This window comes from Pontibacter pamirensis (assembly GCF_010015475.1).
Taxonomy (GTDB): domain Bacteria; phylum Bacteroidota; class Bacteroidia; order Cytophagales; family Hymenobacteraceae; genus Pontibacter; species Pontibacter pamirensis.
Map to the genome: position 1 here is coordinate 14,857 of NZ_SSNI01000051.1, position 22,643 is coordinate 37,499.

General features: G+C 49.8%; 24 protein-coding genes. 13 read left to right on the forward strand and 11 right to left on the reverse strand.

Annotated features, from left to right (window positions below; all coding sequences use genetic code 11):
* Positions 1 to 55: 55 nt before the first annotated feature.
* From E1919_RS24355 to E1919_RS24365, 3 genes are all read right to left on the reverse strand, one after another.
* Positions 56 to 682: a ParA family protein gene (locus E1919_RS24355; RefSeq protein WP_162056024.1), complete on the reverse strand. Its 627-nt coding sequence runs from the start codon at positions 680 to 682 to the stop codon at positions 56 to 58.
* A gap of 10 nt (positions 683 to 692) precedes the next feature.
* Complete coding sequence (locus E1919_RS24360; protein WP_162056025.1) at positions 693 to 2,084, reverse strand: relaxase/mobilization nuclease domain-containing protein; 1,392 nt, start codon at positions 2,082 to 2,084, stop codon at positions 693 to 695.
* A 71-nt stretch (positions 2,085 to 2,155) separates the two neighbouring features.
* Positions 2,156 to 2,587 carry a plasmid mobilization protein gene (locus E1919_RS24365; RefSeq protein WP_162056026.1) on the reverse strand — a complete coding sequence of 144 codons (432 nt, stop codon included), beginning with the start codon at positions 2,585 to 2,587 and terminating at the stop codon, positions 2,156 to 2,158.
* Positions 2,588 to 3,664: 1,077 nt separating this feature from the next.
* Here E1919_RS24365 and E1919_RS24370 point away from each other — a divergent pair.
* Complete coding sequence (locus E1919_RS24370) at positions 3,665 to 4,690, forward strand: replication initiation protein (protein ID WP_162056027.1); 1,026 nt, start codon at positions 3,665 to 3,667, stop codon at positions 4,688 to 4,690.
* 31 nt (positions 4,691 to 4,721) lie between these two features.
* Here the strand turns inward: E1919_RS24370 and E1919_RS24375 are convergent, their stop codons facing one another.
* Positions 4,722 to 5,462: a replication initiation protein gene (locus E1919_RS24375; protein ID WP_237144837.1), complete on the reverse strand. Its 741-nt coding sequence runs from the start codon at positions 5,460 to 5,462 to the stop codon at positions 4,722 to 4,724.
* Positions 5,463 to 6,762: 1,300 nt separating this feature from the next.
* On the opposite strand from E1919_RS24375, the gene E1919_RS24380 reads away from it, so the two are divergent.
* Positions 6,763 to 7,842, forward strand: coding sequence for a replication initiation protein (locus E1919_RS24380; protein ID WP_162056029.1), 1,080 nt, complete (start codon positions 6,763 to 6,765; stop codon positions 7,840 to 7,842).
* 626 nt (positions 7,843 to 8,468) lie between these two features.
* On the opposite strand, the gene E1919_RS24385 is transcribed toward E1919_RS24380, so the two are convergent.
* Both E1919_RS24385 and E1919_RS24390 read right to left on the reverse strand, forming a co-directional pair.
* Complete coding sequence (locus E1919_RS24385) at positions 8,469 to 8,786, reverse strand: transposase (RefSeq protein ID WP_162056030.1); 318 nt, start codon at positions 8,784 to 8,786, stop codon at positions 8,469 to 8,471.
* A gap of 93 nt (positions 8,787 to 8,879) precedes the next feature.
* Entirely contained in the window at positions 8,880 to 9,137 is a 258-nt protein-coding gene (locus E1919_RS24390) for a transposase (RefSeq protein ID WP_262888763.1), read from the reverse strand.
* 1,022 nt (positions 9,138 to 10,159) lie between these two features.
* Between E1919_RS24390 and E1919_RS24395 the strand changes: the two genes are divergently transcribed.
* The 8 genes from E1919_RS24395 (at position 10,160) to E1919_RS24430 (ending at position 15,868) form a co-directional block, all read left to right on the forward strand.
* Positions 10,160 to 10,918, forward strand: a complete 759-nt coding sequence (locus E1919_RS24395; protein WP_162056032.1) for a ParA family protein — start codon at positions 10,160 to 10,162, stop codon at positions 10,916 to 10,918.
* Positions 10,919 to 10,978: 60 nt separating this feature from the next.
* The gene (locus E1919_RS24400) at positions 10,979 to 11,266 is read left to right on the forward strand and encodes a hypothetical protein (RefSeq protein WP_162056033.1); all 288 of its coding nucleotides are present in this window, start codon (positions 10,979 to 10,981) and stop codon (positions 11,264 to 11,266) included.
* A 156-nt stretch (positions 11,267 to 11,422) separates the two neighbouring features.
* Entirely contained in the window at positions 11,423 to 11,680 is a 258-nt protein-coding gene (locus E1919_RS24405) for a hypothetical protein (protein ID WP_162056034.1), read from the forward strand.
* Positions 11,681 to 11,884: 204 nt separating this feature from the next.
* Positions 11,885 to 12,157 (forward strand): DUF1016 N-terminal domain-containing protein, encoded by a 273-nt coding sequence (locus tag E1919_RS24410; RefSeq protein ID WP_262888764.1) that lies wholly within the window; start codon positions 11,885 to 11,887, stop codon positions 12,155 to 12,157.
* Positions 12,158 to 12,178: 21 nt separating this feature from the next.
* Complete coding sequence (locus tag E1919_RS24415) at positions 12,179 to 12,655, forward strand: helix-turn-helix domain-containing protein (RefSeq protein WP_202915989.1); 477 nt, start codon at positions 12,179 to 12,181, stop codon at positions 12,653 to 12,655.
* A 1,380-nt stretch (positions 12,656 to 14,035) separates the two neighbouring features.
* Positions 14,036 to 14,284, forward strand: coding sequence for a hypothetical protein (locus tag E1919_RS24420; protein WP_162056036.1), 249 nt, complete (start codon positions 14,036 to 14,038; stop codon positions 14,282 to 14,284).
* A gap of 203 nt (positions 14,285 to 14,487) precedes the next feature.
* Entirely contained in the window at positions 14,488 to 15,342 is an 855-nt protein-coding gene (locus tag E1919_RS24425) for a DNA/RNA non-specific endonuclease (RefSeq protein WP_162056037.1), read from the forward strand.
* A gap of 34 nt (positions 15,343 to 15,376) precedes the next feature.
* Positions 15,377 to 15,868 carry a DUF3024 domain-containing protein gene (locus E1919_RS24430; RefSeq protein ID WP_237144836.1) on the forward strand — a complete coding sequence of 164 codons (492 nt, stop codon included), beginning with the start codon at positions 15,377 to 15,379 and terminating at the stop codon, positions 15,866 to 15,868.
* A 61-nt stretch (positions 15,869 to 15,929) separates the two neighbouring features.
* On the opposite strand, the gene E1919_RS24435 is transcribed toward E1919_RS24430, so the two are convergent.
* From E1919_RS24435 to E1919_RS24455, 5 genes are all read right to left on the reverse strand, one after another.
* The gene (locus E1919_RS24435; protein WP_317168268.1) at positions 15,930 to 16,214 is read right to left on the reverse strand and encodes a HigA family addiction module antitoxin; all 285 of its coding nucleotides are present in this window, start codon (positions 16,212 to 16,214) and stop codon (positions 15,930 to 15,932) included.
* Between the two features lie 243 nt (positions 16,215 to 16,457).
* Complete coding sequence (locus tag E1919_RS24440; protein WP_162056039.1) at positions 16,458 to 17,666, reverse strand: threonine synthase; 1,209 nt, start codon at positions 17,664 to 17,666, stop codon at positions 16,458 to 16,460.
* Positions 17,667 to 17,740: 74 nt separating this feature from the next.
* The gene (locus E1919_RS24445) at positions 17,741 to 18,646 is read right to left on the reverse strand and encodes a LysR family transcriptional regulator (RefSeq protein ID WP_162056040.1); all 906 of its coding nucleotides are present in this window, start codon (positions 18,644 to 18,646) and stop codon (positions 17,741 to 17,743) included.
* A 177-nt stretch (positions 18,647 to 18,823) separates the two neighbouring features.
* Positions 18,824 to 19,096, reverse strand: a complete 273-nt coding sequence (locus E1919_RS24450) for a hypothetical protein (RefSeq protein WP_162056041.1) — start codon at positions 19,094 to 19,096, stop codon at positions 18,824 to 18,826.
* Between the two features lie 95 nt (positions 19,097 to 19,191).
* Complete coding sequence (locus tag E1919_RS24455) at positions 19,192 to 19,449, reverse strand: Sec-independent protein translocase subunit TatA/TatB (protein ID WP_162056042.1); 258 nt, start codon at positions 19,447 to 19,449, stop codon at positions 19,192 to 19,194.
* Between the two features lie 476 nt (positions 19,450 to 19,925).
* Between E1919_RS24455 and E1919_RS24460 the strand changes: the two genes are divergently transcribed.
* From E1919_RS24460 to E1919_RS24470, 3 genes are all read left to right on the forward strand, one after another.
* A complete protein-coding gene (locus E1919_RS24460) occupies positions 19,926 to 20,642 on the forward strand; it encodes a ferritin-like domain-containing protein (protein ID WP_162056043.1) in 717 nt (238 codons plus the stop codon).
* A gap of 15 nt (positions 20,643 to 20,657) precedes the next feature.
* Positions 20,658 to 21,485: a ferritin-like domain-containing protein gene (locus E1919_RS24465; protein WP_202915990.1), complete on the forward strand. Its 828-nt coding sequence runs from the start codon at positions 20,658 to 20,660 to the stop codon at positions 21,483 to 21,485.
* Positions 21,486 to 21,807: 322 nt separating this feature from the next.
* A partial coding sequence (locus E1919_RS24470; protein WP_394351827.1) for a PQQ-dependent sugar dehydrogenase occupies positions 21,808 to 22,643 on the forward strand: 836 nt, incomplete at its 3' end.

Below are 22,643 nucleotides of genomic sequence, written 5' to 3' on the forward strand. Positions count from 1 at the left end.
AAGAAAAACCCCTCAGGAACTAATCCTGAGGGGTTTAATTTTGGAGTGTATTGTTTTATCTAATGTATCTGTCGTAAATAAAATCGAAGGATTCCTGCACCACTTCCCTGGCTTCCGAGCTGATGGAGACCGTGTCGATGCGCTGCAGGGCTACCCGCTCCGCTATCTCCGGGGCTATCTCCCCGAAAGCGGCCAGCGCCTCCCGGACCTTTTCTTTTGTCTCATACTTGATGGCTTTATTAAGCCTGGTAGGAAGAAAGACAATCTTATTATCAGCGTTCAGGTGCCTGGCCACATGCGCAAACACATGCGAGGACTCAAACACGCTGCGCTCGTAGGCAATAGGGCAGATGATGAGATCCGCGTCTTTAATCACGGCAAGGATGCTGTCATCATCCAGCCTGCCCGGCATATCGATAATCACCTGTGTTTGCCCTTTTAGGGCCTCCAGATCGGCGGCATACTTGGGGTAGTCTTCCAGGTCAAGCTTGAGCACCTCATAGAGCGGGTCGTTTTCGTACAGCTCCCGGTCACGCTCCCACTTAGAGTAGACGGTTTCCTGCTGATCCATGTCAAAGATAACTACCTCCTCGTTTCTATCCAGTGCCAGGTAATTAGCCAGCAGCACGCAGGTGGTTGATTTTCCTACTCCGCCTTTCTGGTTTGCGATTACAATTTTCATATACTGTCGATTAGCGTTTTAACCTTCGTTTATTTTTCCTTTCCTGCTCAGTGGTTCGGCTGCCTTCCTGCAGGCCCTCGGCCATGAGCTGGAGTAATTCCGTGAATGAGCCGGAAGAGTGCTCCAGCTGGCGGCTGGCCTGCGGGCTCAGCTCCCTGTCCAGGTCCAGCACAGGAGCGCTGCCGTAGTCGAGGCGGCGGCTGGTTAGCTCCTGCATCGGGTGAATACCTTTCTCCCTTATGTCTATCAGGTAATGCTGCCCATCCAGCTTTGCAATGCTCCAGCCAGTACTTTGCAGCATATCGTTCAGGCTCCTGCCATTGGCCAGCATGCTGTTCAATCTGTCAGCGGCATACTCCAGCGCCTCCTCGTCTTTGGGGCTGTTCACCTTCAGGCTATCGGCGTTGAGGTGAAAAACACGCTGCAGGATACGCGCCTCCGCCTGGCTGGTGATAGCCCACTGGCTGGCCTGCTCCGTGCGCTGGGCCTGTCGCTGCTCAACTGATACCGGTCCGGCAGCGTGGAGCAGTTCGCTGAGCTTCATGACCTGCGAACCTTTGAGTACCTGCTTATTGGCATGGTCGATAAGGGTGTAGCCGTAGGGGGTATCCTTGCCTTCTGCCTGGTGAAACACCAGCTCCACCCCGGACTTAGTATGCAGTAGCGTCCTCCACTCCTTTTCCTCAAGCCCCGGCTTGTACTTGGCAAGGAGTGCTTTCAGCTGTTTTATCCTTGCCTCCGGAGCAGCATACCTGGCTGCCTTTTCGGTAACTTCTGCTTTATCCAGTGCGCTGATTATTCGCCCGTACTTGATAAAGCAATAGCTGATACCATCATCCTCTGCCTTTACCCCCTGCCTTTCCAGCAGCAGCTTGAACTGGGCTTCTGTGGAGAAATTGTAACTGAGCGCCTTCTTGACGTGTGCCCTCATTTCCTCGCCTACATCCTGCAGCAGGATCTCCTTCATCGCTTTCTGGCTCCTGATTCTCTCAAAGGAATCGTCAATCTTCCGGCCCTCCGCATTCACGCGCGAGGAGACGATGTGCACGTGGTTGTTAGGGGTGTCGGAGTGGAAGTAGATAAGGTACGGGTTCGCTGCATACCCCATCTTTTCCAGGTACTGCTGGGCAATGTCCTGCAGCTCATAGGCATCCTTCTCCCTGCCCTCGCAGGAGATGACGGCATGGAACTGCGGCTGCTTCACCGTCTGTTTGTTGTCTTCGGATCGGGACCAGGAAAGCAGGTAGCCTTTGTAGTCCGTGTCTGCGATGCCGGAGGGGCCCAGGTGGAGCATGCTGAAATTATCAGACGCCAGCAGCTGGGCCGTGCCTTTGGCTATCTTGTCTTCGTTGTAATGCACCCCTGAGAAGGTGGCGGCGGAGGAAAGTATCTTGACTATCATAGCCCGGTAAATGTATGGGATAATTACAAAACCGAATCCGCATTACGGAATACGGAAAACGCATTACAGATTTAGCGGACCGTGCGCAGGTAGGCGCGGATGGCCTTCACATACTCCTTCTCTACCTGCAGGAACTCCTGGAAGTGCTGGTTGTAGAGGGCAATCACCTTCCCCTCCACCATGTTGTTCTTCTCCAGGTAGTGCACGTAGCGGGCTACCTGGTTGATGTTGTTGCCTATCCGCTTCAGCTCACCGCCTGTTTTGTCCAAGGCACGGAACAGCTGTTTCGGGTTATGCGTGGGGGCATTGTCCTCGGAGAGGAGCCGCACCCGCATGTACTCACTCAGGTCTTTGTACCCGGCCGCCTCTGCCCGCCGCTCCAGGGTCCCGCGCTCGTCTTCAGTCAGCCGCATGCTCGCCGTTTTAAGGCGCTTCTCCTCTGCCTTCATCGGCGGCCTGCCGCCTTTGGGCTTCCATTCTGGTGCCTGCTGCTCGTTTTCCATTTAGCACAATTAAAAGATGATGAGTCGCGAATTATCTCCTCTTGCTTTCCCTACGTGGAAAGCGAGGCAAGAGGTTTATGTGCAACATAAACACATCTTGCAAAGAAATCTCCGGAGGGGGAGAATAGCAAACCAAAGGGAAAATGAAGGCTAAACGGCGGCATGGTTTAGAATAGCCGAGAAAGCTGTAATAACTTAGGATTGGTGAAGACGGACACAGCCCGTCAAGGATGGACAGGCTGACCTACCCCAAGAAACGCTGGAGCCAGCTCTCCAGACCGGTTGAATACATTACATGCATCAGGTCTGCACGTGCTGTCAGTCATGCCGGCGCTACCTAGGCCCGGTGTATATAGATTCTTCTGGATGCCTTGCTTCGACCACGTATGGTTCATTTCCGGGCCACTTACCCAGCGATCCACATGGCGCATGGTGTAAGCCGTTTTGCCTCATGCACAATGTGCAACACTCCTGTTTCCTTTAAGTGGCGCTTAGGGAATTGGTAAACCGGACTACACATGTTCGGGTAAATCCTTTCCTTAAGCAACAATACGCATTACACAATGCGTAATCCGTATTGCGTTTTCCGTATTCCGTAATCCGCATTTTCGTACTTTTCTCTTTATTGGAGGTTGCCAGAAATGTTTTTGAGCGAAGAAAACAGAGAAAAGTACGGTCGGGCTGTATCGATTCTGCACTTTAAGAGGCATTTAAGGCAGGCGGTTAGGTCACAGTACACGCATTCGGGTAAAACCACGCCCCAAATACGCACTCCTTTCCCTTCCCTTTTGTAAAAAAAATATTTGGAGTCTATTCCAGTATTCTACCCATTCTTTCATTCTATTTATTCAATGCGCTGTAACATACTGAATAAAAGAGTATTAAAACATACAAAACAGAGGAAAGTACGGTGAAATACAGAGCGAAGTACGTTTATATGCAGAGAAAAGTACGGTTGAAAAAGAGAGAAGTACGGTTTGAAGAAGAGAATAGTACGTTCTGAAAAAGAATAAAGAAAAAGTGGATTCTGTTTTCTGTATTTAATTTCTATCTTGCCCGGCAACAAAAGGATGCGGCATGGAAAAACTTAAGAAAGTGGATACGATCCTGACGGTGGCGCAGCATAACAACCTGGTGCGCTCGGACCTGGCCTTTACACACCTGGAGGCCAAGGTGTTCACGAAACTGCTGGAGACGATTCCAAAGGATGCGCGGGAGCTGGGTGAGGTCTCCATCAGAATCAGCGACGTGATTGGGACCGGTGGCTCGGGTAAAATGTACAAGCTGCTGCATGAGGCCGTGAAAAGCCTGGACAAGCGCCGCATCAACCTGCTCAAGGTGGATGCCGGCCCCTACGACTATGACTCCTGCGGGCTCTTTGACTCCATGGAGATGAAAGTGGGAAAGAACCTGATCCGCGGGGCCTGGGGCCGTAAGATTCAGCCCTACCTCATCCAGCTGAAAAAAGGCTTTACCCTGGGGGAGCTGGAGATACTCCTCAAGCTGAAGACCGGTCACTCCTACAAGCTGTACTGGCTGCTGCGTAGCTATGAGTCGCTGACCAGGTACGAGGACTCTATTGAGAACCTGAAAACCATCTTGGTGAAGCAGGAGGAGGGCAGGCCCGACAAGTACACCCAGTGGAATGACTTCAAGCGCTATGTGCTCGAGCCGGCCGTGGAGGAGGTGCGCGATGTGTCAGCCGAGGCCGGCAACCCCCTCACCTTTGAAACCGAGCTGCTTAAGTCCGGCAAGAAGGTCATCGGGGTGCGGTTCTACAACATCAAGTCGGCCAACTCCCGCAAAAAAATGTTGGGGCTCACGCCGGCAGCGCCCCGGTACGAGGGCAAGAAAGAGACCGCCTACGTGCGCCTGACGCTTTCCTACGGCCTCACCCCGGAGCAGGCAGAAGACGTAGTGGAGAGGGTGCCACAGGCCCTGCTGTGGCCTGTCATGAAGCAACTCAACCTGGACATCGTCACCAACAGGCTGCACGAGCGGAAGCAACCGCCTATCCCAGCCGGGGCCTGGTCCGCCGTGCTGCTCAAAAAGCACTTCAACCACCTGCTGAAGTGGCCGGTGAAAGAACCGCTCGAAAAGTAGGGAGACGGAAGCGTTCCTGCTGTTGCCCGACTCAGGGAAACAGGATGAGCTGCGCGGCGCGGGCCTGTGGGGGACTGGCCGTGCGGTACGAGTGGACGGTGAGCACGAGCTTGACGACCACCCGCTTGTGGCGGTATTCGCGGTAGCGGATGTCCAGCAGCCCCCTGTCGCGGATGGCCTTGATGGCCTGGTCCACCACCCTTGTTTTAAAGTCATAGTAGCGCTCATACTCGGCGTCCCGCTGCCGGTACTTGCGCACGCCGAGCATCACTTCCTTCAGCTCCTCCACCGACAGCTCCACCTTCCGCTCGCCGGCATAGGCGCGCAGAAACCAGAAAAGGCGCTGGGTGTGGCTGTGGCGGAGCGTCACCAGGCTGGCAATCTCCTGGAGGGAGAAGGTGCTGGTGAGCTCCTGCAGCTCGGGGCGGGCATGTTCGGAGAAAAGCGCCTCCAGGTAGCCCCCCTGCTCATGGTGGAAGGTCAGGTACTCGAAAATCGGGTAAAAGCCCATGCTGCTGCGGCCGGGGCCCGGCTTGGTCAGCCGCTTCCCGGCCAGATCCTGCAGGGCCTCCTCAAGGAGCGTGTAGTGCTGCGGGGTGGGTGGATTGCCCAGCACGTCCGCCAGCCCCGCCCGGATAGGCTGCAGGCGTTCATAGGACGTGACCTGCTCCAGCAGGTGGATAAAGACCTTCGTCTGCAGCGTGTCCAGGCCGAAGTCGGAGTGGGCAAACACGTGGTACGGAAGGGACTGGCTGGCGGGGGAGGCGTTCATCACAGGCAACTGGTTAAGCGTGCCTAAGATAGCAAAAACCCGCTAAATAGCCTGAAAAGTGAGAAAAAATGAGTGAAATAGCTGCATGGAAAACAGGCGCGTACTCAAAACGCATTCTCCGGCAAGCGCGTTCGGCTTATATTGCGTTTTGAAATTCCAGCTCCCTAGTTTATTACCTATCAAGCATTTTCCCCGCTATTGCTAATATAATGTGAGCGGTAGATATTTTCAGTTAAACCTAAGTTGGAAAGCCAAGGGCGAAAAGTTAGTTTTACTTTTAAATTTCCTGCAGAAGAACATGTTTCGTAGAACATACCCTTGCCATTCTTGATTTTCTTCCCCCTCTCCTCCCCTGCCTCCAGCCAACTTTAGCCTTACATGACGTTCCTCCCGCCAGCTATTTTCTTTTGATAAAGCCACTTTTCCCCCTTGCTTTTAGGAGTGCTTCTCCCCCAGAAACCACAGACCAGCCGTTGAACATTCAAATGGTTGCACCCTGATCTGTTTGCTAGCTGCTGCACGTGTTTTATTGGCCCTTATATGTACTGCTTTTCAAGAGGGAACAAGAGAAAGGATCAAGCTGCACCATGTATTTATAACTTACTTATATTCAATTACTTACAACAAGGTTAAAAAATGTTTCTTGAACGTGTATGAAGAGATATATGTACTAAATCCCACCTGCGAAGACCTGGAGCACCATTTGCGGGCAACAAATAGATGTACACCATTTCTAAAAAGCATAATCAGCCATAAAGGAACTTTTCAAAATCATATAAGTAGCTGATTAACAGCATATTAAAACACATGCTTTAACCTAAACTTGTGCTCTTCAGACGCTATTTATGTACAAAATCCCACTGCTGAATAACAATTTATTCTCTTAATAAGTGTTACAAATGCGCGTTATACATGTACAAAATCCCACTTCTTGGAGTTCTTTTACCTCCCTTTTGACTCATTTAATACTAATAAGACCCTAAAAGAAGAAGCTTTCCCTTTCTTTATTCTTTTATTTAATACTTTTATTATTTATTAGAAGCGAATTAACTCCTTGACAATCACGCCAATACAGCCTGATATATGTACATATTCCCACTCTCTCCTGTACAAAATCCCACCTTATATGTACATATTCCCACGCAAGGATGTACAGCATCCCAAAGATACATGGCGGGAATCCCATGTATGTACAAAATCCCACCCCAGCTACCTTCAGGAAAGCTTCCGATAGATTTAAGCATGTATATGTACTAGTTACAAAATAAATACATATATTTAAACTGTTAAACTTTGGCCCATGAGTGACCTATTAAATATTCCTGTCAGGCAGCCTAATAAGCTTGTTACCCAGCATAACAACTTGATCAACAGCTATTTTGACATTCCAACGGTGCAATTGCGGGCGTTCATCTATGCTTTGGGACATATCCATAAGGACGATAAGGAACTTACCCATGTGAAGATTCCCATAGATGCCCTCTATGCATCCAAAGGGGGGAAAAATTTTAAGCAGGTAGCAAAGCTGGCGACAGAATTGCAGGAAATCAAATTTAAGGTAGAAAGTCAATCGCCTGATAAGACGGGTAAGATGAAGAGGACCTATCTGAGTATGGTAATCTTTCCCACCGTAAGTTATACACAGGATAGCAGGTTTATCATCACCAAAATCAACAATGACCTGGCCCCCTATTTACTGGATCTGAAGGGCAATTATACTCAGGCCGAGTTAGAACAGTTGTTAAGCCTTAAAACCATACAGGCTTATAGGATCTACATGTTCATCAAGCAAGGGTTATTTAAAGATAAGCCCACCACGATCAAATACAAGCAATTAAGGTTGATGCTGGGGCTGGATTTAGAACTCAACGAGGATGAAGCAAAAAGAGCGGGCTTACCCGAAGGGGATAGAATCAAAGTCATCAAGTATCCATTATTTGCGGAGTTCAAAAGGCGCATTTTAGATACAGCGAAGGAAGAGCTGCTGGATACTGATATGGCCTTCGATTATAAGATTAATAAAAAAGGCCGCAATGCGGACTCCATCACGTTTTATTTGGTCAAGACGATCAATGTGCTGCCTTCCGCTGCTCCTGAAATGTTGCAAGCGAATCCTAAAACGCTTCAACATAATCTATTCTCCTCCCCTACCCCAGTCATAGGAACGGATAAAGTCACAGCGAATGCTGTACGGATCATGAGAGATAAATATGCGTTTTCAGAAGTACAGATCCAGAAATACATCCAGCAACTTCCTCCCCTGGTGATCACAAAAGCCAATAATTGGTTCTCTACAAATAAGGCAACCTTAACTTTTACGTCGGAAGCGGAATGGTTCGCGAAACATCTGGACAATAAGATTGAGAAAAATAAAGGATAATCTGCTTCTGTAGGGTAAAGGCCATACCCTTTAAAGATTATACCTTATTACCTTTTAATAAAGTGAATAGAGTTAGCAATGTTAATATAGTTAATACTTTTTCATGAAGTTTACATAAAGGCTTTAGTGGCTGTTTATATATAGTGATTGCCAGCCTGGGGAAACAATAGATATGAAAATACCAGGTATGCCGCCACACGCAACCTTCGGCACTTTTTAGATATTTTCAGGGGCTTATGATTCGGCTTTTAAAGGAGCGGCAGATAGTGAAAGCGCATTGATTATCCCAATGTCATTTAACCGGCACATCGCCTGCCAAGTCCGGTGACAAGGAGCTTATTGCCGCTGTTGCTCCTCATCACCCCGCATCATTTTCTTCTGGGCTGCTTCCTTAAGCATTGGATTCTACCCTCCTTTACATATTACTTCTGTGCGGTACTACCACCTGCTACTGTATTTTTTGTCAGTCCCTTTTGGCCCTTAAGAAGATATATCCCATTTCTCAACACGTTAGTAATTCCTTTCTTCGTTGCGGGAACAGTTGTTAGATCACACCACAAGAAAGGTCTTGGGTCTCCTGATTTGAAATGACATGGATTTGTAAGAAGCCTTTTTAAAACCTATTTTCATTTTCTTAGCATGAGACTTATCGTAGCCAGATAGGCCATGCTCTGGGCGTTTGTTCTGTTCTTTTCATAGTCTTTGTTCAAGCGTCTCGCGTGCAGCATCCAGGCAAAGGTCCTTTCCACCACCCACCTTCTGGGCAGTACGCTGAAGCCTTTTGTCTCCTCAGTCCGCAGCACCACCTGCCAGCACCATCCCCATAGCTTCCTGACAAAGCGCCTCAGGTCCTCTCCCCGGTACCCCCTTCCACCCACACCTGTTTCATCTGGCTGCAGAGTGCCCTGAGCACAAAGGAGCGGCGCAGGTAGCGCAGCAGGCACTTGGCCCCTATTTTATCCGACACGCTTGCGGCACATATCCTCACGGCCAACAACAGTCCCTGCGTGTCAGTGGGATGAAGCGCTTGCGCCCCTTTATCTGCTTTCCTGCATCATAGCCCCGGTGCCGGCCGCCGCAGGCCGTGTGGATATGCTCTGCGAGTCCAGGATACCAGCCGTCGGGCAAGTCCTGCGGGCTGCCTTGGTGCGGAGCTTTTTGACCAGGAAACAATGGACGGACTCCCAGGTTCCGTCCCTGCTCCAGCGGTTGAAGTAGCCGTAAGCCGTTTGCCAGCGGGGAAGATCGTGCGGCAAACTGCGCCAGCTACAACCCGTTTTTACCACATAAAACACAGCATTGATGCCTGTTTGAACTTTTTCCAGCCGTTTTGGCTAATGTCGCTTGGACAACGCTTCCTTTTTTGCTTCTTTTGAGTGGTGCTCACCTAGGTTTTGATTAGTTGGTCGAATAACTTTCTTAACCGAAGTGGGCACTTTTTTATTCCCCTCCATACCTTTTAAAACAGCTTCTTAGTTTCGACATTCTGCTATTGTGCTTTTGAACCTGCCTCGTTCTTTTGCATGTGACTGGTATTGTCTGCTAGCGTGCCAGTAAGCGTTCAAGTTCTTTTTTGTACTGAATAAAACTTTCTTTAAAAGCATCTTCTTTACGAACAATGAATATGTTTATGACAGTATGCACAATGCAAACGTTATTAACTGTGCATACAATGCATAAATTGTGAATATTGCATAGGTTATTCATATTATTTAAAGTTCATAAAGTATGAAGAGTCTTTATGTTATTAATTGTGCATACCGCTCATAAAATATGAATAATGCATAAATTATTAATCGTGCATATCATGCATAAGTTATGAAAGATGCATAAATTATTCACTATACATACTGTGCATAAAATATGAAAAGTGTTTACGTTATTCATTGTGCATACAGTTCATAAGTTATGAATAATGAGCATATTATTCACTGTGCATACAATGTATGGATCAAGACAATGCATGATGCGTGTTAAAAAAGGTCCAGCAGCGATGTTGTCAGTAGCTGGGTACTGTCATCTATTATCAGCTTTATTCAGCTTACAGATTTAATAAAATTATAAAATGAATAAAGTCAATACTATTCATAAAGTTAATAACAAGGTTAAAGTTTTTTAAAATATTACCAGTTTATACATGATGCTGCGTTACGGGCAATGTTCAGGAATATAAGATTTATATATTAACTTTATTAACTGTTCATAAAGTGTGCATATTTCATAATTTGTTCATGTTAATTAATCTTAATATACTTACAAGATGATTTAAGTTTAGAACAGTTAATAAAGTAATAACAGTTAATAAAATAATAAGCATATGACGAAAGTCTTATCCATAGTAAACGCAAAGGGAGGAGTCGCAAAAACTACCAGCACGCTGGGAATCGGTTACGCCTTGAAGGAAATGGGCATGAAGGTGCTGTTGGTTGATTTGGATGCCCAGGCAAACTTAACTACCTCCGTTGGTATAGATCCCCGAGAAGAATTAAATATATCAGATGCGCTTTTAGATAACTGTAAAATCACTGCGGTCATTCGCGAGGCAAACGGTCTGGACATTGCCTATTCCGGTCACTCCCTAATATCAAGAGAGAATGCAGTAGCTCATTCTGTCGCTGGGGCAGCTAAGCTGCGCTCTATCCTGAAGAAGGTGAAGGATAGGTATGACTACGTGATCATCGACTGTCCTCCCTCGTTGGGCATCTATACCGTAAATGCTTTACTCGCTTCAGATATAGTATACATACCGATGGCCGCTGAGCCTTTTGCCTGGAAAGGACTGGATAAAATGCTGGAGACCATTAATATTATTGTGGAAGAGGAGCTTAATCCAAAGCTGAAACTGGGGGGGTTGTTTTTTACTAATCACTCTAAAAACGCGCAGACGATTCTGGGGAAAACAATCGTGAAGGAAGCACAGGAGCAGCTAGGGGATAAGGTCATGAAAACAGCGATACGTACGAATGTGGCCTTGAATGAATGCCTAGTTATGAACCAGGATGTGTTTTCCTATGCACCTGATTCCAATGGGGCGAAGGATTACAGAGAACTAACGCAGGAGATTATTAATATTTAATACTTTATTAAGGTTAAATAAAATATTAACTTTATAAAAATCAACAGGAAACTTCTTCTTATGGCTAATAAAGAAACAAAGCGATTTGATAATGTATTGGGAAAGTTACATGGTGCCAGGGCTGCGGATTCAACTGCTAGTCCAGTGAAGGATGAAGTACCCGTACCTATGCCTCCTAAGAGAAAGAAAGCATCTAACAGAAAACGCATTACCTTTTTTGTGGACGAAGTGTTGGAAGAGTACATAGATAAAGGTACCCTACATGAGATGTACAGAAGCAAGTCGGACTTTGTGGAGTATATATTAAAGGAATACTTTAAGGGAAAACCGTACCTTCAAAATAAATGACCTTGCCTGATTCCTAAACATGTAGCAAGTACACTATGGCCTGCGCAATATTCATGTGCTGGGAAAATCAGGCGCTCCTCAGGTCATGCTCCATAACCTGAGGATTAGACATCGCGATTTGTCCCTTTGATTCGTATGCTTTACAAAAGGTGATAGATGAAAAGCACTATGACCGAGCGCCTGGAGCAGGTGCTTAAGAATGAGCGTATGACCATGGAAGAGTTGGTGGAGAAAACGGGTGTGCCTGAATGGTGGATTCGTGGTACTTTCCAGCATAGGGACAACGGCAGCATCAACACAATCCTGTTCAGGTTTGGCAATGCGTATGAAGTTAGAAAGGTAGGTATGTACCTAATGGGCCATTCTTACGACTACGATGAGAACGGAGTGCTGCAGCCTGTAAAGGATCAGTAGCCTACTTTTGAACGTCATGAAAACAGGGAGGAGCTCATCATTTTATGTGTAGTAGGGACGGCAAGCTTTGCTTCACAACTATCTAATCTCCAGCCATAGGTATGTACCCCTATAGCCGTAGGTTGACCAGGAGTGCTAAAGTGATACCTTTGTAACTATTTACTTTACCAGGTACCTCCCATATCGCAGGACCAATTCTCTGAAATCACTACGCTCATCCGGCAAGCCAGGAGCAATGCCTTGAAAGCTGTTAACACGGAACGGATTAATCTGTATTGGCAGGTGGGAGAGTACATCAGCAGGAGGATTGCCGCCACCAGCTGGGGTGAGAAAACGGTTGATGAGCTTGCCGCCTACTTAATTAAGGGCAACAATTACAGAAAAGTGGCGCGGGTGTCCTTCCAGTACAAGAGCATGATGATCAAGTTTGTTGGCACGCACGCTGAGTATGATAAGGTAGACGCAGCGACTGTTTAAATTTAACCTAAGACCAAGACCATGCAGATAAGAATCATAGAGCGCGAAGAGCAGTACCAAGGGTATCTTGCTCGCGTAGAGGAACTGTTTGATGCGCCGGAGGATAGCGCCGAAGCAGAGGAACTCAAACTGCTGACCCTGCTCATTAACACATATGAGCAGGAAAACTACCCCATCAGTACACCTAACCCGATAGAGTTTATAAAGATTAGGATGGAGGACCTGGGGCTGATGGATAAGGACCTTGTCCCTTACATCGGCGATAAGGCGATTGTCTCGAAGGTATTGAACCGCAAGCGCAAACTCTCAATAGACATGATCCGGGGCCTTCACAAAGGCTTGGGCTTCCCTTTGGAAGTGTTGGTGCAGGACTATGAGGTAACAGGCGAAGGGAGCGTGTATGGCCACCGTAGCCGCTCGCATGTAAGAAGCAGCAAGAGCGTGAGAGGAGGCAAGCCACACCGCGGGGCTCAGCGGGTTTCTAATGTTACCAAGTAACTATGATAATCAGAGTAAACATAATAATACCATTATATTAGAACCACTCCAATCGAGTGGTTCTTCTTCTTGCTATACCTGCAGATGTCACCCTACACTCAGACTTATGGCGCTAAGCGGTTTCTTTAGGATCAACACGCCTTCCGGTATAAAAATAACTTCTTAGGAGAGTGGTTGCCCTTCAATATGAAGTACATGCCTTTGGGCTGGAATACGACCAAAAATTCCCAGAGCATCATGAAAGATGATGCCTATGCTAAAATGCCGGTGTACACGAAATACATGGGATTAACCGAAGCAAAGCTATCAAAGCTTGCTCACAGCCCTGATGGAATAGCGCGTGATGGGGGAGGGGAGGGAAGAGAAATACAATCTTCTTGTATAACGATGCTACGAACCCTCAGTCCTGCCCCCAACACGGGGACAGGTACTTTGAGAAGGTAAAATTTTTGGCTAAGCTTGGGGTAAAACATTACTCCCAGTTCTGCATGAGGCCATTTACTGGACTCACACTCCGGCAGAAGTTCTACAGAAAAAACATCCCCAGGTTAATCATCTATGGAAGCTTTGCACTTGTCCTGGTTGGAGCATGTTTCAGGTGGTAAAGAAGCAGGAGCAGGCGAACGCTTCACTAAAAACATGTTGAAGATACGATGATAGACTTCTACCTGGTGTCGAGGGAGCAGACAGACACCGTAGGCATGGCCGTTTACATGAAACAACACCTTTCCCCGGCTGAATACCAGCTATGGTTGCAAATGGGTGGATAAAACCACAGGGCTGGAGGAGTAGGTGTCCCTCCTGATGGGGAGGAGTACCAGGAATACAAGGCATTAGCTTTCTTTCTTTCTTTCCCCTTTTGTAGTGATAGTAGCTTACTCAGTAATACCGAATTATTGTGTTTACAATATTTACTGTGGTTATTCAATAACATGCGGGTGGTGCCTGCTTTGCGCGGGGAGGAAAGTCACTTTTCCGCTAGCTGAGGAGTGGAGCGCAGCGAAATGAGGAGGCTGGCGGAAGGGTGGCCAGCAACGGGAAGCTCTCTGACGGATTAGCATAATCTGGCGGAGTGCTGGACGGAGGGAGCAAAGCTTGCTGCTGGTTACTGTGCAGGTGCGGACTAATCAGCAGCTGCAACTGATTCTACTTTTGCGATGCCTGTTATTGCCCCCCTTGCCTTCTCATCAGGAAGTGGCTCTTAAATCATCTGCCTTCCATTCCTGAAGACTACTTGCTGGTTAAAAAAGGGAAGAAAGAGCGGCAGGAGGAGTGGAGGTGCTGTACCTGGTGATGAAAGCAAATCCTCTATAGAAGAGCCGGTCCGACAGACAAAGTTTCCCAGAACCGTATGATAGAAGGAGCCAATAGCGGAAGAGGATGAATTATTATCAATTTAACTGCTACTCCCGCGACAAAAGGGCAGACCTTGTTTGGCAACAGGGAAGGTTTCTGGCTATCCGCACCGAGATGGGCTGCAGTGTGGTGCTCTACCACCTGTCCGGTTTCTTTGTGGAGGTGTGGTACTCGCCGGAAGATAACCAGATTGCCCTGGTGCAGGGGTTTGAGCGAAGGGAGCTCCTGGAACCGTACCTGGAGCTAATTGACCTGGAGGGGCTTTTAGAATAAGCTTATCCTCCGGCAAGGGTGAATTCCCTTGTGTGATGGCTGCTGATATGCCTGCACTGTTGTTGTGAAGTGAAGCCAGCCCTTACGCATCCGCATACTTTAAAATAACGCATACTCAAGCATGATTCCGTTTTTGGACATGCAGCTCCCGCAGCAAATGCCATCACTTGTAGTAACGGCAGGGGAATTCTGTTTAACTTTGAATGATGCTGAAACACACCTACAGATACTTCCTGCTGTTCTTTCTTGTCCTCTCGGGCTGCCAGGATTCGGAGGTAGCGCCGCAGCAGGCGCTCACCCCGGAAGAGGAGCAAAGCTTGCTGGGCAACCCCAGCGGAGCCACAGCAGACGAAAGCAACTTTAACAACTACCTGATGACAAAGCCCCAGTTCGCGCTCTCCTACAGCCGGGACCGGGGCACCCCCAACTGGGTGAGCTGGCACGTGAGCCGGGACTGGCTCGGCAGTGCCCCGCGGCAGAATAATTTCAGGGCAGACCCCGAGCTACCCCAGGGGTGGTACCGCGTCACCGCTTCCAGCTACACCGGCAGCGGCTTTGACAGGGGGCACAATACTCCCTCTGCCGACCGTACCAAATCCGAGGAGGACAACTCCGCTACTTTCCTGATGACAAACATCATCCCGCAGGCTCCCAACAACAATCAGGAGACGTGGGCGAATATGGAGGACTATACCCGGGACTTGGTGGAGGACGGCATGGAGGTGTATGTGGTGATGGGCTCCTACGGCGTGGGCGGGACCGGTGACAGCGGCACCGCCAGGGCCATCGACAACGGGAAGGTGACCGTGCCTGGCCGCATCTGGAAGGTGCTGGTGGTGCTGCCGGAGGGGCAAGACGACCTGCAGCGGATAAACACCGGTACGCGCGTGATAGCCGTGGACACGCCCAACAGCAACACCGTCCGCTCCGACTGGGGCACCTACCGCACGAGTGTGGATGCCATCGAGCAGGCCACCGGCTATGACCTGTTATCCGCCCTGCCGGTTCAGGTGCAGCAGGCGCTGGAGAGCCAGGTGGACACAGGGCCTACCCGGTAGAGGTAAAGCTATCATCGGCAAAAGGAACAAGCGAATGAGGAAAAGAAACAAAGAAACCAGCAGGAAGATGGCTGGCAGCCTGGAATTGGGAAATGAGGGGCAGTTCTCTTTTATTGTGGGCTACACCTCCGGTGGAGCTGCATATGGAATAACACATGAAGAAATGGATGCATTAAACCAGTATAATCACGACCCTTTGTTTTCTTCTGTTGACAGGCAGATGAAGAAGTTCCTTGAAAAAAGAAGACCTGCGGAGGAGATTAGAAGCCAGCTTGACATAGGGTACACCTTCCAGAATAACACCGTGGAGATTTTTGAAATAAGGCCTCAGTGGGATGACAAGAAGGTCATCCGGCATCACCCGATAGCGAAAGCCAGGTACATCAGGTCTAAAGGCATCTGGAAGATTTACTGGATGCGAGCTAATCTTAAATGGGCATCCTATGAGCCTTATCCAGAGGTAAAGGAAATAGAGAAGTTTGTTAAGTTAGTAGACCAGGATGCTCATGGGTGCTTCTTCGGGTAACCTATGATAAGCTGTGGCCTCTGCTCTTCAAGCCTGCCTGATAAAGGCCGTGGACGGTGTGTCAGGCCGCCGGTTCAAGCAGATGCTCGATGGTAGATACGTCTACTTTATCCTTGGCCTGCCACAGGTCATATTGTTTCTGATGGTTGATCCACACGTCAGGAGTGGTACCAAACGCAGCAGACAGCTTCCATGCCATCTCGGCGCTAATACCAGCGTGACCGTTCAGGATTTGGGAAAGCACTTTACGGCTCATGTGCAGCTTCTCTGCAATCTGTGTTACTGACAGCCCCGTTGCGTCAGTATATTCTCTTAAGATTTCGCCCGGATGTGGCGGATTGAACATTAACATAGCTGAAAAATTATGTAGCTAATGAAAGAAAAATATAAGTTGATCCAACTTTGGGGAGCGGTTTACCAGTTATGTACAATAACGTATTTGAATGAGCAGAAGCTCGAAGTAAATGTTGTTTTACATAGAAGCTGTTATCAGAGAAACAGTCCCCAGAGGCTGGAAATCGGATTAGAAAAAGAGGTGTCTCTTCATTTTCCCATTACTGCATTCCAGCATAGTTGATAGCTACTCATTTTAGACCTTGTATTTGCCTTCGACGTTCTGCATGTACTTCTGCCCTGAGCCAGTGTTGAGCAGCAGCACCTGCTCTTCCGGAAGAATGGAGCCAGTGGCCAGCAACTTACGTGCGGCCATCCATAGGGCCGCTCCCTCCGGGGCAACAAACAGCCCCTCTGACCTGCCCAGCTCCTGCATGCCGAGCACCATTTCCTCCTCCGTCACACTAATGGCTGTTCCTCCTGACTCGGATAGCGTCTTTAGCATGAGCTGCTCACCCAATGGCCTGGGTACGGCAAGTCCGTTTGCGATGGTGGGCCTGCCCACGTAGTGCTGTGCGTTTTGCTGCCTTCCGAAAAAAGTCTCGACCAGGGGCATACAGTTTTCCGCCTGCACCGCAATCATCCTCGGGAGCCTGATGTCCGGCGGGAGCCAGCCAAGGACCTTCAGTTCATGGAACGCCTTCCAGATACCGATAAGGCCCGTGCCGCCGCCTGCAGGGTAAAGGATAACATCGGGCAGCTGCCAGTCGAGCTGCTCAGCTATTTCATAGCCCATGGTTTTCTTGCCCTCCAGCCTGTAAGGCTCCTTCAGGGTGGACACGTCCAGCAAAGAACTGTCGGCGTTAAGCTCTCCCGCTTTGGCGGCACAGTCGTTTATCAGGCCGTCCACCAGGTGTACCTCGGCACCGTACCAAAAGCATTCCTCCCTGAAGGCCTTGGGCGTGTGCCGTGGCATCACGACCACTGCCTTTATTCCTGCCCGCGCGCAGTAGGCCGCCAGTGCCACGCCGGCGTTACCGGCAGTGGGGATGATGCAACCCTCTACCCCAAACTCCTTCGCCTTAGAAACAGCCATGCTCAGGCCGCGCGCCTTGAAGGAGCCTGTGGGGTTCTGACCTTCGTCCTTTAGGAGCAGCTCCTTAAAGCCGTACTTGTCGGCTAATGTATGAAGTGAGAGGATAGGGGTGAACCCCTCGCCAAGGCTCACAATGTTTTTTTCATGAAGCACAGGCAGCAGTTCCCGGTAGCGCCACATCGTGCCTGGGCGACGGTGCAGCATTTCTTTGCTGAGCGGCTCTTCGAGGTCATAGCCCGCCAGCAGCGGCAACTGGCAGCATGGAGACAGCCTGTGAAACTCAAAGGCAGTGTAGGGCTTACCGCAGCAGGAGCACTCTAAAGAGCTGATCAGGCTTTTAGCTGTAATACTAGTATGTGTGGTGTTCATGTTTAGCAGATACGCTTTTGCCTTGGCAAGTAGGGCATTTGCTATGATGCAACAGCAGGGTAAAAAGGAATAGACTATTCCTCCTTGGAATACCTGCGTTTCATGAATTGTATAAAGCCCCTGTAGGGAGCGTTATTCTCCGTGCCCTTTCGCTGGATAAAGTTGAAGTTTCTCTTTACTGTGAGGCCCTCTATTGGCAGCTCTATCAGCTCACCTGACTGCAGTTCCTTCAGGACGGCCTGTCGCGGCAGAAAGGCAAGGCAGGTGTCTACCCGCACAAAGTTCTTCAGCGCCTCTGTGCCGCCCAGCCTGATTTTGATGGGCAGGTCAAGCAGTTTAACCTTTTTCTTCTCGAGTGCCTCCGCCAGCACAGCCAGTGTGCCTGAGCCGGGCTCGCGCAGGGCAAGCGGAATTTGGTACAGATCCTTCAGTTCCAGTTGCCGCTTTTTCAGTGGATTTCTGGAGGAGCAGACCGCTATCACATCGTCTGTGAGGAAGGGCGTGTAGGTCACGTTGCTCAGCTTGTTCACGCCTTCCACAATGCCCAGGTCTATCTCATGGTCAAGAAGAGCTTTGACGATGTTCTCGCTGTTACGATTTTTCAGGGTTAGTTGCGCGTTGGGGTTCTGCTGAAGGAAAGCGGACAAAACAGGGGGCAGGATGTAGAGGGAGATAGTGGTGCTTGCGCCGATCACCATGCTCACCTGTGGCGAGAAGAGCTCACTGAGCTCGCTGAGCTCCTGATGGAGCTCTTGCTGCAGCTGCTTTGCCACCAGCAGCTTTTGGTACAGCTGTTTTCCGGCCGCTGTAAGGCTGATGCTGTTGCCGCTCCGCTCAAACAGGCCTGTTTTGTAAAATTCCTCTAGTCCCTTCACCTGCTTGCTGACGGCCGACTGGCTAATGAAAAGCGCCTCACTGGCCTTCGTAAAGCTTAGCACCCTGGCTACTTCCATGAATATCAAGTGCTTGTGTGAGAGCATAGTCGTATGGTTTCTTCTTTCCGGCTTTACCGGCTTAGCTTCTGCAAAGATGCAGCACTGCACCTTTAAGTGCGGAAGGTAATTCTTTTCCTGCAAAGACAGAAACAGGGGCAGGACGTGATGAATGGGTGGACTGGCAGCATTAGCACCGGAAACACAGGATGTTCACCAGTACCTTCAGCCCTGCTGCTGCCATGCCTCGTACTCACTCCCGGAAAGGTGCTGCCGCATGTACTCTTTCAGCCCCTGGCCGTTTTGCTCCGCCACGAAGCGACGGAAATCCACTACGCCTTTGGAGGCTTCAAAACCCTCTTTCCTGAAGTAGTTTCGCATCGGCTCATTGAGTGTGTGCAGCCATTCTTCAAAATGGCGTGGCTCCGGGGCTGGCCCTGCCTGCCTGTAGTAATCAGCGGCAACCTGGGCTATGCGCAGGAACTGGTTCTCCTTCATCTTTAAAATTCATGGCATGCTGGCAAGCTACAGAGCCTGGCTCATAAAGCTCATTATCCTAATACAGTCCCGTTTACTCGGCTAAAAGAGGGTTTTTACACGGTAGCCTCTTTTTGTGCTTCATCCCTGGCAACCGGTCTCTGCGCTGACGCATTCTCGTCTTTACCAGGCTTCTCTATCTCGCTCTTGATTTCATTGGTGGCGTCCTTGAACTCACGGATGCCGCGGCCCAGGCCCTTTGCCAGCTCAGGAATGCGCTTGGCCCCGAAGAGCAGCAGGATGACAAACAGGATGAGAAATACCTCTGTGCCTCCCAGGCCCCCAATAAAAACGAGAATGTTGGTGTTTTCCATATCGTTGTGTTTAGACGTAATGTGCTACAAACGGGAAAAGGGAAGCAAAGGATTCTGTCATTGCCCTTTACTATGCGATGGAACAGGCATGGCAGCCTCTTTCCCTCATCACAACGGCCCAGGATTTTCTTTTCTCTAACTATAAATGAGTGCTCACTTATTGTTTATGTACCTACACCCTTTATTATCCCCCTGTCTTCAAATATTCAGCTGCACAAGCGTAAGTAGTTCTGCGTAAGTGCTTTAATATGACAAAAAGAATAATCACGCACCACTTAACTGTGTTTGAACAGGGACTGCTACTTGTCCTGGAGGTACACGGCAGGCAACAGAATATATTGATGTAAAGACTGTTATGAGGTATAATAATCAAATTTAACAGAATAGCAAAGAATACCAGGATATATGACGGGAAAGGCAACAGAGGAGAGAGAAAGATTTTAAAGTAGTATTTTTTTAATTTAATATGGATAAGTATGTCAAACTTTACCGATTCAAAAGGAAGGGGCTATAAGCCTGACCAGGGGCTTGGCAGCTCCCGCAGGTCTTTCCTGCAGTACAGCGGAGCCGCACTGGCCACATCCGCTATTTTGCTCTCCGGCTGCGAGCAGTTCGAGGAGTTCATCCCGCCCAAAAACCCGAACACCAAGAACAAGGTGAACCTGGGCAGCGGGGACATTGGCATCCTCAACTATGCCTATGCCCTGGAGCAGCTGGAGGCGGCCTTCTACACCAAAGTCGCGCTATTGGGCTTCTATGCCGGTGCAAGCGCTGAGGAGATAAGGGTGCTGGAGGATTTGCGGCAGCACGAGGTGGCCCACCGCGAGTTCTATGAAGCAGCTTTAGGAAAGAATGCCATCGGCAAGCTGGAGTTTGACTTCAGCATGGTGGACTTCAGAGACAGAAACAGCGTGCTGCAGACTGCCAAGACGTTCGAGGACCTTGGCGTGGCGGCCTATAACGGTGCAGGCCCTCTTCTTGAGAACCCCGACTTCCTGGTAGTGGCCGGTAAAATCGTTTCTGTGGAGGCGCGGCACGCGACTGCCATCTATGACCTTATCGCTCCGAATGAAGCTTTCGTAGACTTCATTGACGATGGCCTGGAGCGGGCTTTCCCACCTATGCAAGTGCTGCAGGCGGCTGCCCCTTTCATTGTGACTGAGATTGACGCGAGTAATTTACCAAAAGCTTAACCGGAGGATACTACCATGGATTTTAATAAACTGTTTGACTCTTTCAACACAGAAAACAAGTCGGAAGAGGAAGTGGACATCTACATGTCCAGAAAAGAGGCTTTCAAAAAGCTCGGGAGCCTGACAAAGAAAGTGGCGCTTGCCTCTCTGCCGGTGGCAGCCTTTACCATGATGCCGAAAATGGCTTTTGCACAGAGCAGCGATGTGATAGGCGTGCTGAAGTTCGCCCTGGCCCTGGAGCGGCTCGAGTACCAGTTCTACATAAAGGGAGTGGACTCGGGCGTCGTAAGCGGCAGGCACATGGATGTGTTCATGGCCATCCGCGAGCACGAGCGCATCCACGTGGAGCTGCTGGAGGCAACGATTCAGGCCCTGGGCGGAAACCTGGATGGCGTGCCGAGCATGTTTGACTATACCGCGGGGGGCGTGTTCCCTAGTCCTTTCGGCAACCGCCAGCTCTTCCTGGCCCTGTCGCAGGCATTCGAGGACACAGGAGTGAGAGCCTACAAAGGGCAGGCACCGAACCTGATGGACAACGACGACCTGCTCAAGGTGGCGCTGCAGATCCATGCGGTGGAGGCACGGCATGCCTCGCAGGTAAGGCGCATACGCGGAAGAAAAGGCTGGATAACAGAAGAGGACTACGACGGCATAGACGGCTTCGGAGCGACCTTCATGATGGCCAGCAGCGCCGTGTACGCCGGTGAGAAAAACACCACGCATGTGGGGGTGGAAGTGACTGAGGTGACAACGGTTCCGGTGATGGCGGTGAGGGAGGCCTGGGATGAGCCGCTGTCCATGGAGATGGTACTGGACATCGTCAAGCCGTTCATCGTATCATAGCGAACCTGAGGGACTGTCAATTTTTAACATTTTAAAACAAGGATTCATGAAGACAAGCATGATACTGAATAAAGCGGCGACTCTGACCAAGGGCTTTGCTGCCGCGCTGCTGGGCACTTTCTTCCTGGCAGGCTGCGACCAGCTGGGCGACTTCTGCAGGCTATGACAGCAGCCTGGCAAATACCCCTGGTGATGAAGGGAGGGGCTGCTGCAGATTTCCTCACCGCCGCTGCTTTCAGGAGTGTGTATAACGGCCTTAGCCATAAAACATTGACATGTAACATCGATTCATTATTCAGTTTTTACTTTTTAACCAATGACTATGAGACAACAAGGGAACACAGGGTTTGGCTTTCAGCCAGGGCGCTTCAACTACAGTGTCCTCCGCAGGTGCGCTCAGCTTCTGATGGCGTTCACGATGCCGGTAATACTCTCTGGCTGCCATCTCTTCGAGGATGATGACAATATAGACCTGCCTGTGGTGCAGGTGCCGGCAGGCTTCAAAGTTGAGAAAGTAGTTGGTGGGCTCCAGCTGCCTACCAGCGTAACCTGGGACGATGCGGGCAATATGTTCGTGGTGGAGGCCGGTGGCGGTCTTGAGCCTGAGAAGCTGGCGCCCCTGCGCATTATGCAGGTAAAGAACGGAAAGGCAACTGTGGCTGTCGATCTCTCCGGCAAAGGCATCAATCCGGCCATCGTGGGTATTGTATGGCACGACGGCGCCTTCTACATCACCCACCGGGGCGAAGACCTGACCGGCTCCGTCTCCCGCGTGACCAAAGACGGGCAGGTGGAGACTATCCTGTCGGGCATTATCGACAGCCAGGCGGAGCACCAGATAAACGATATCCGCATGGGGCCGGACGGGCGCATGTATGTGGCCGTGGGGCTGGCGGGTAACGCCGGCGTAATGGGCCCCTCTGTGGCTCCCTGGATTATGCGAAGCCCCAACGTACACTCCACCCCCTGCCAGGATATTGTGCTCAGGGGCAGGAACTTCAAGAGCGCGAACTTCCTCACCGCCGACCCCAATGATTCCGTGCTGACAGGTGCCTTTGTGCCCTTCGGCGTGGCCACTGAGCCGGGCGAGGTGATAAAAGGGGTGAAGCTTTGCGGCGGCTCTATCCTCTCCTTTAACCCCACAGACCCGATGGGCAC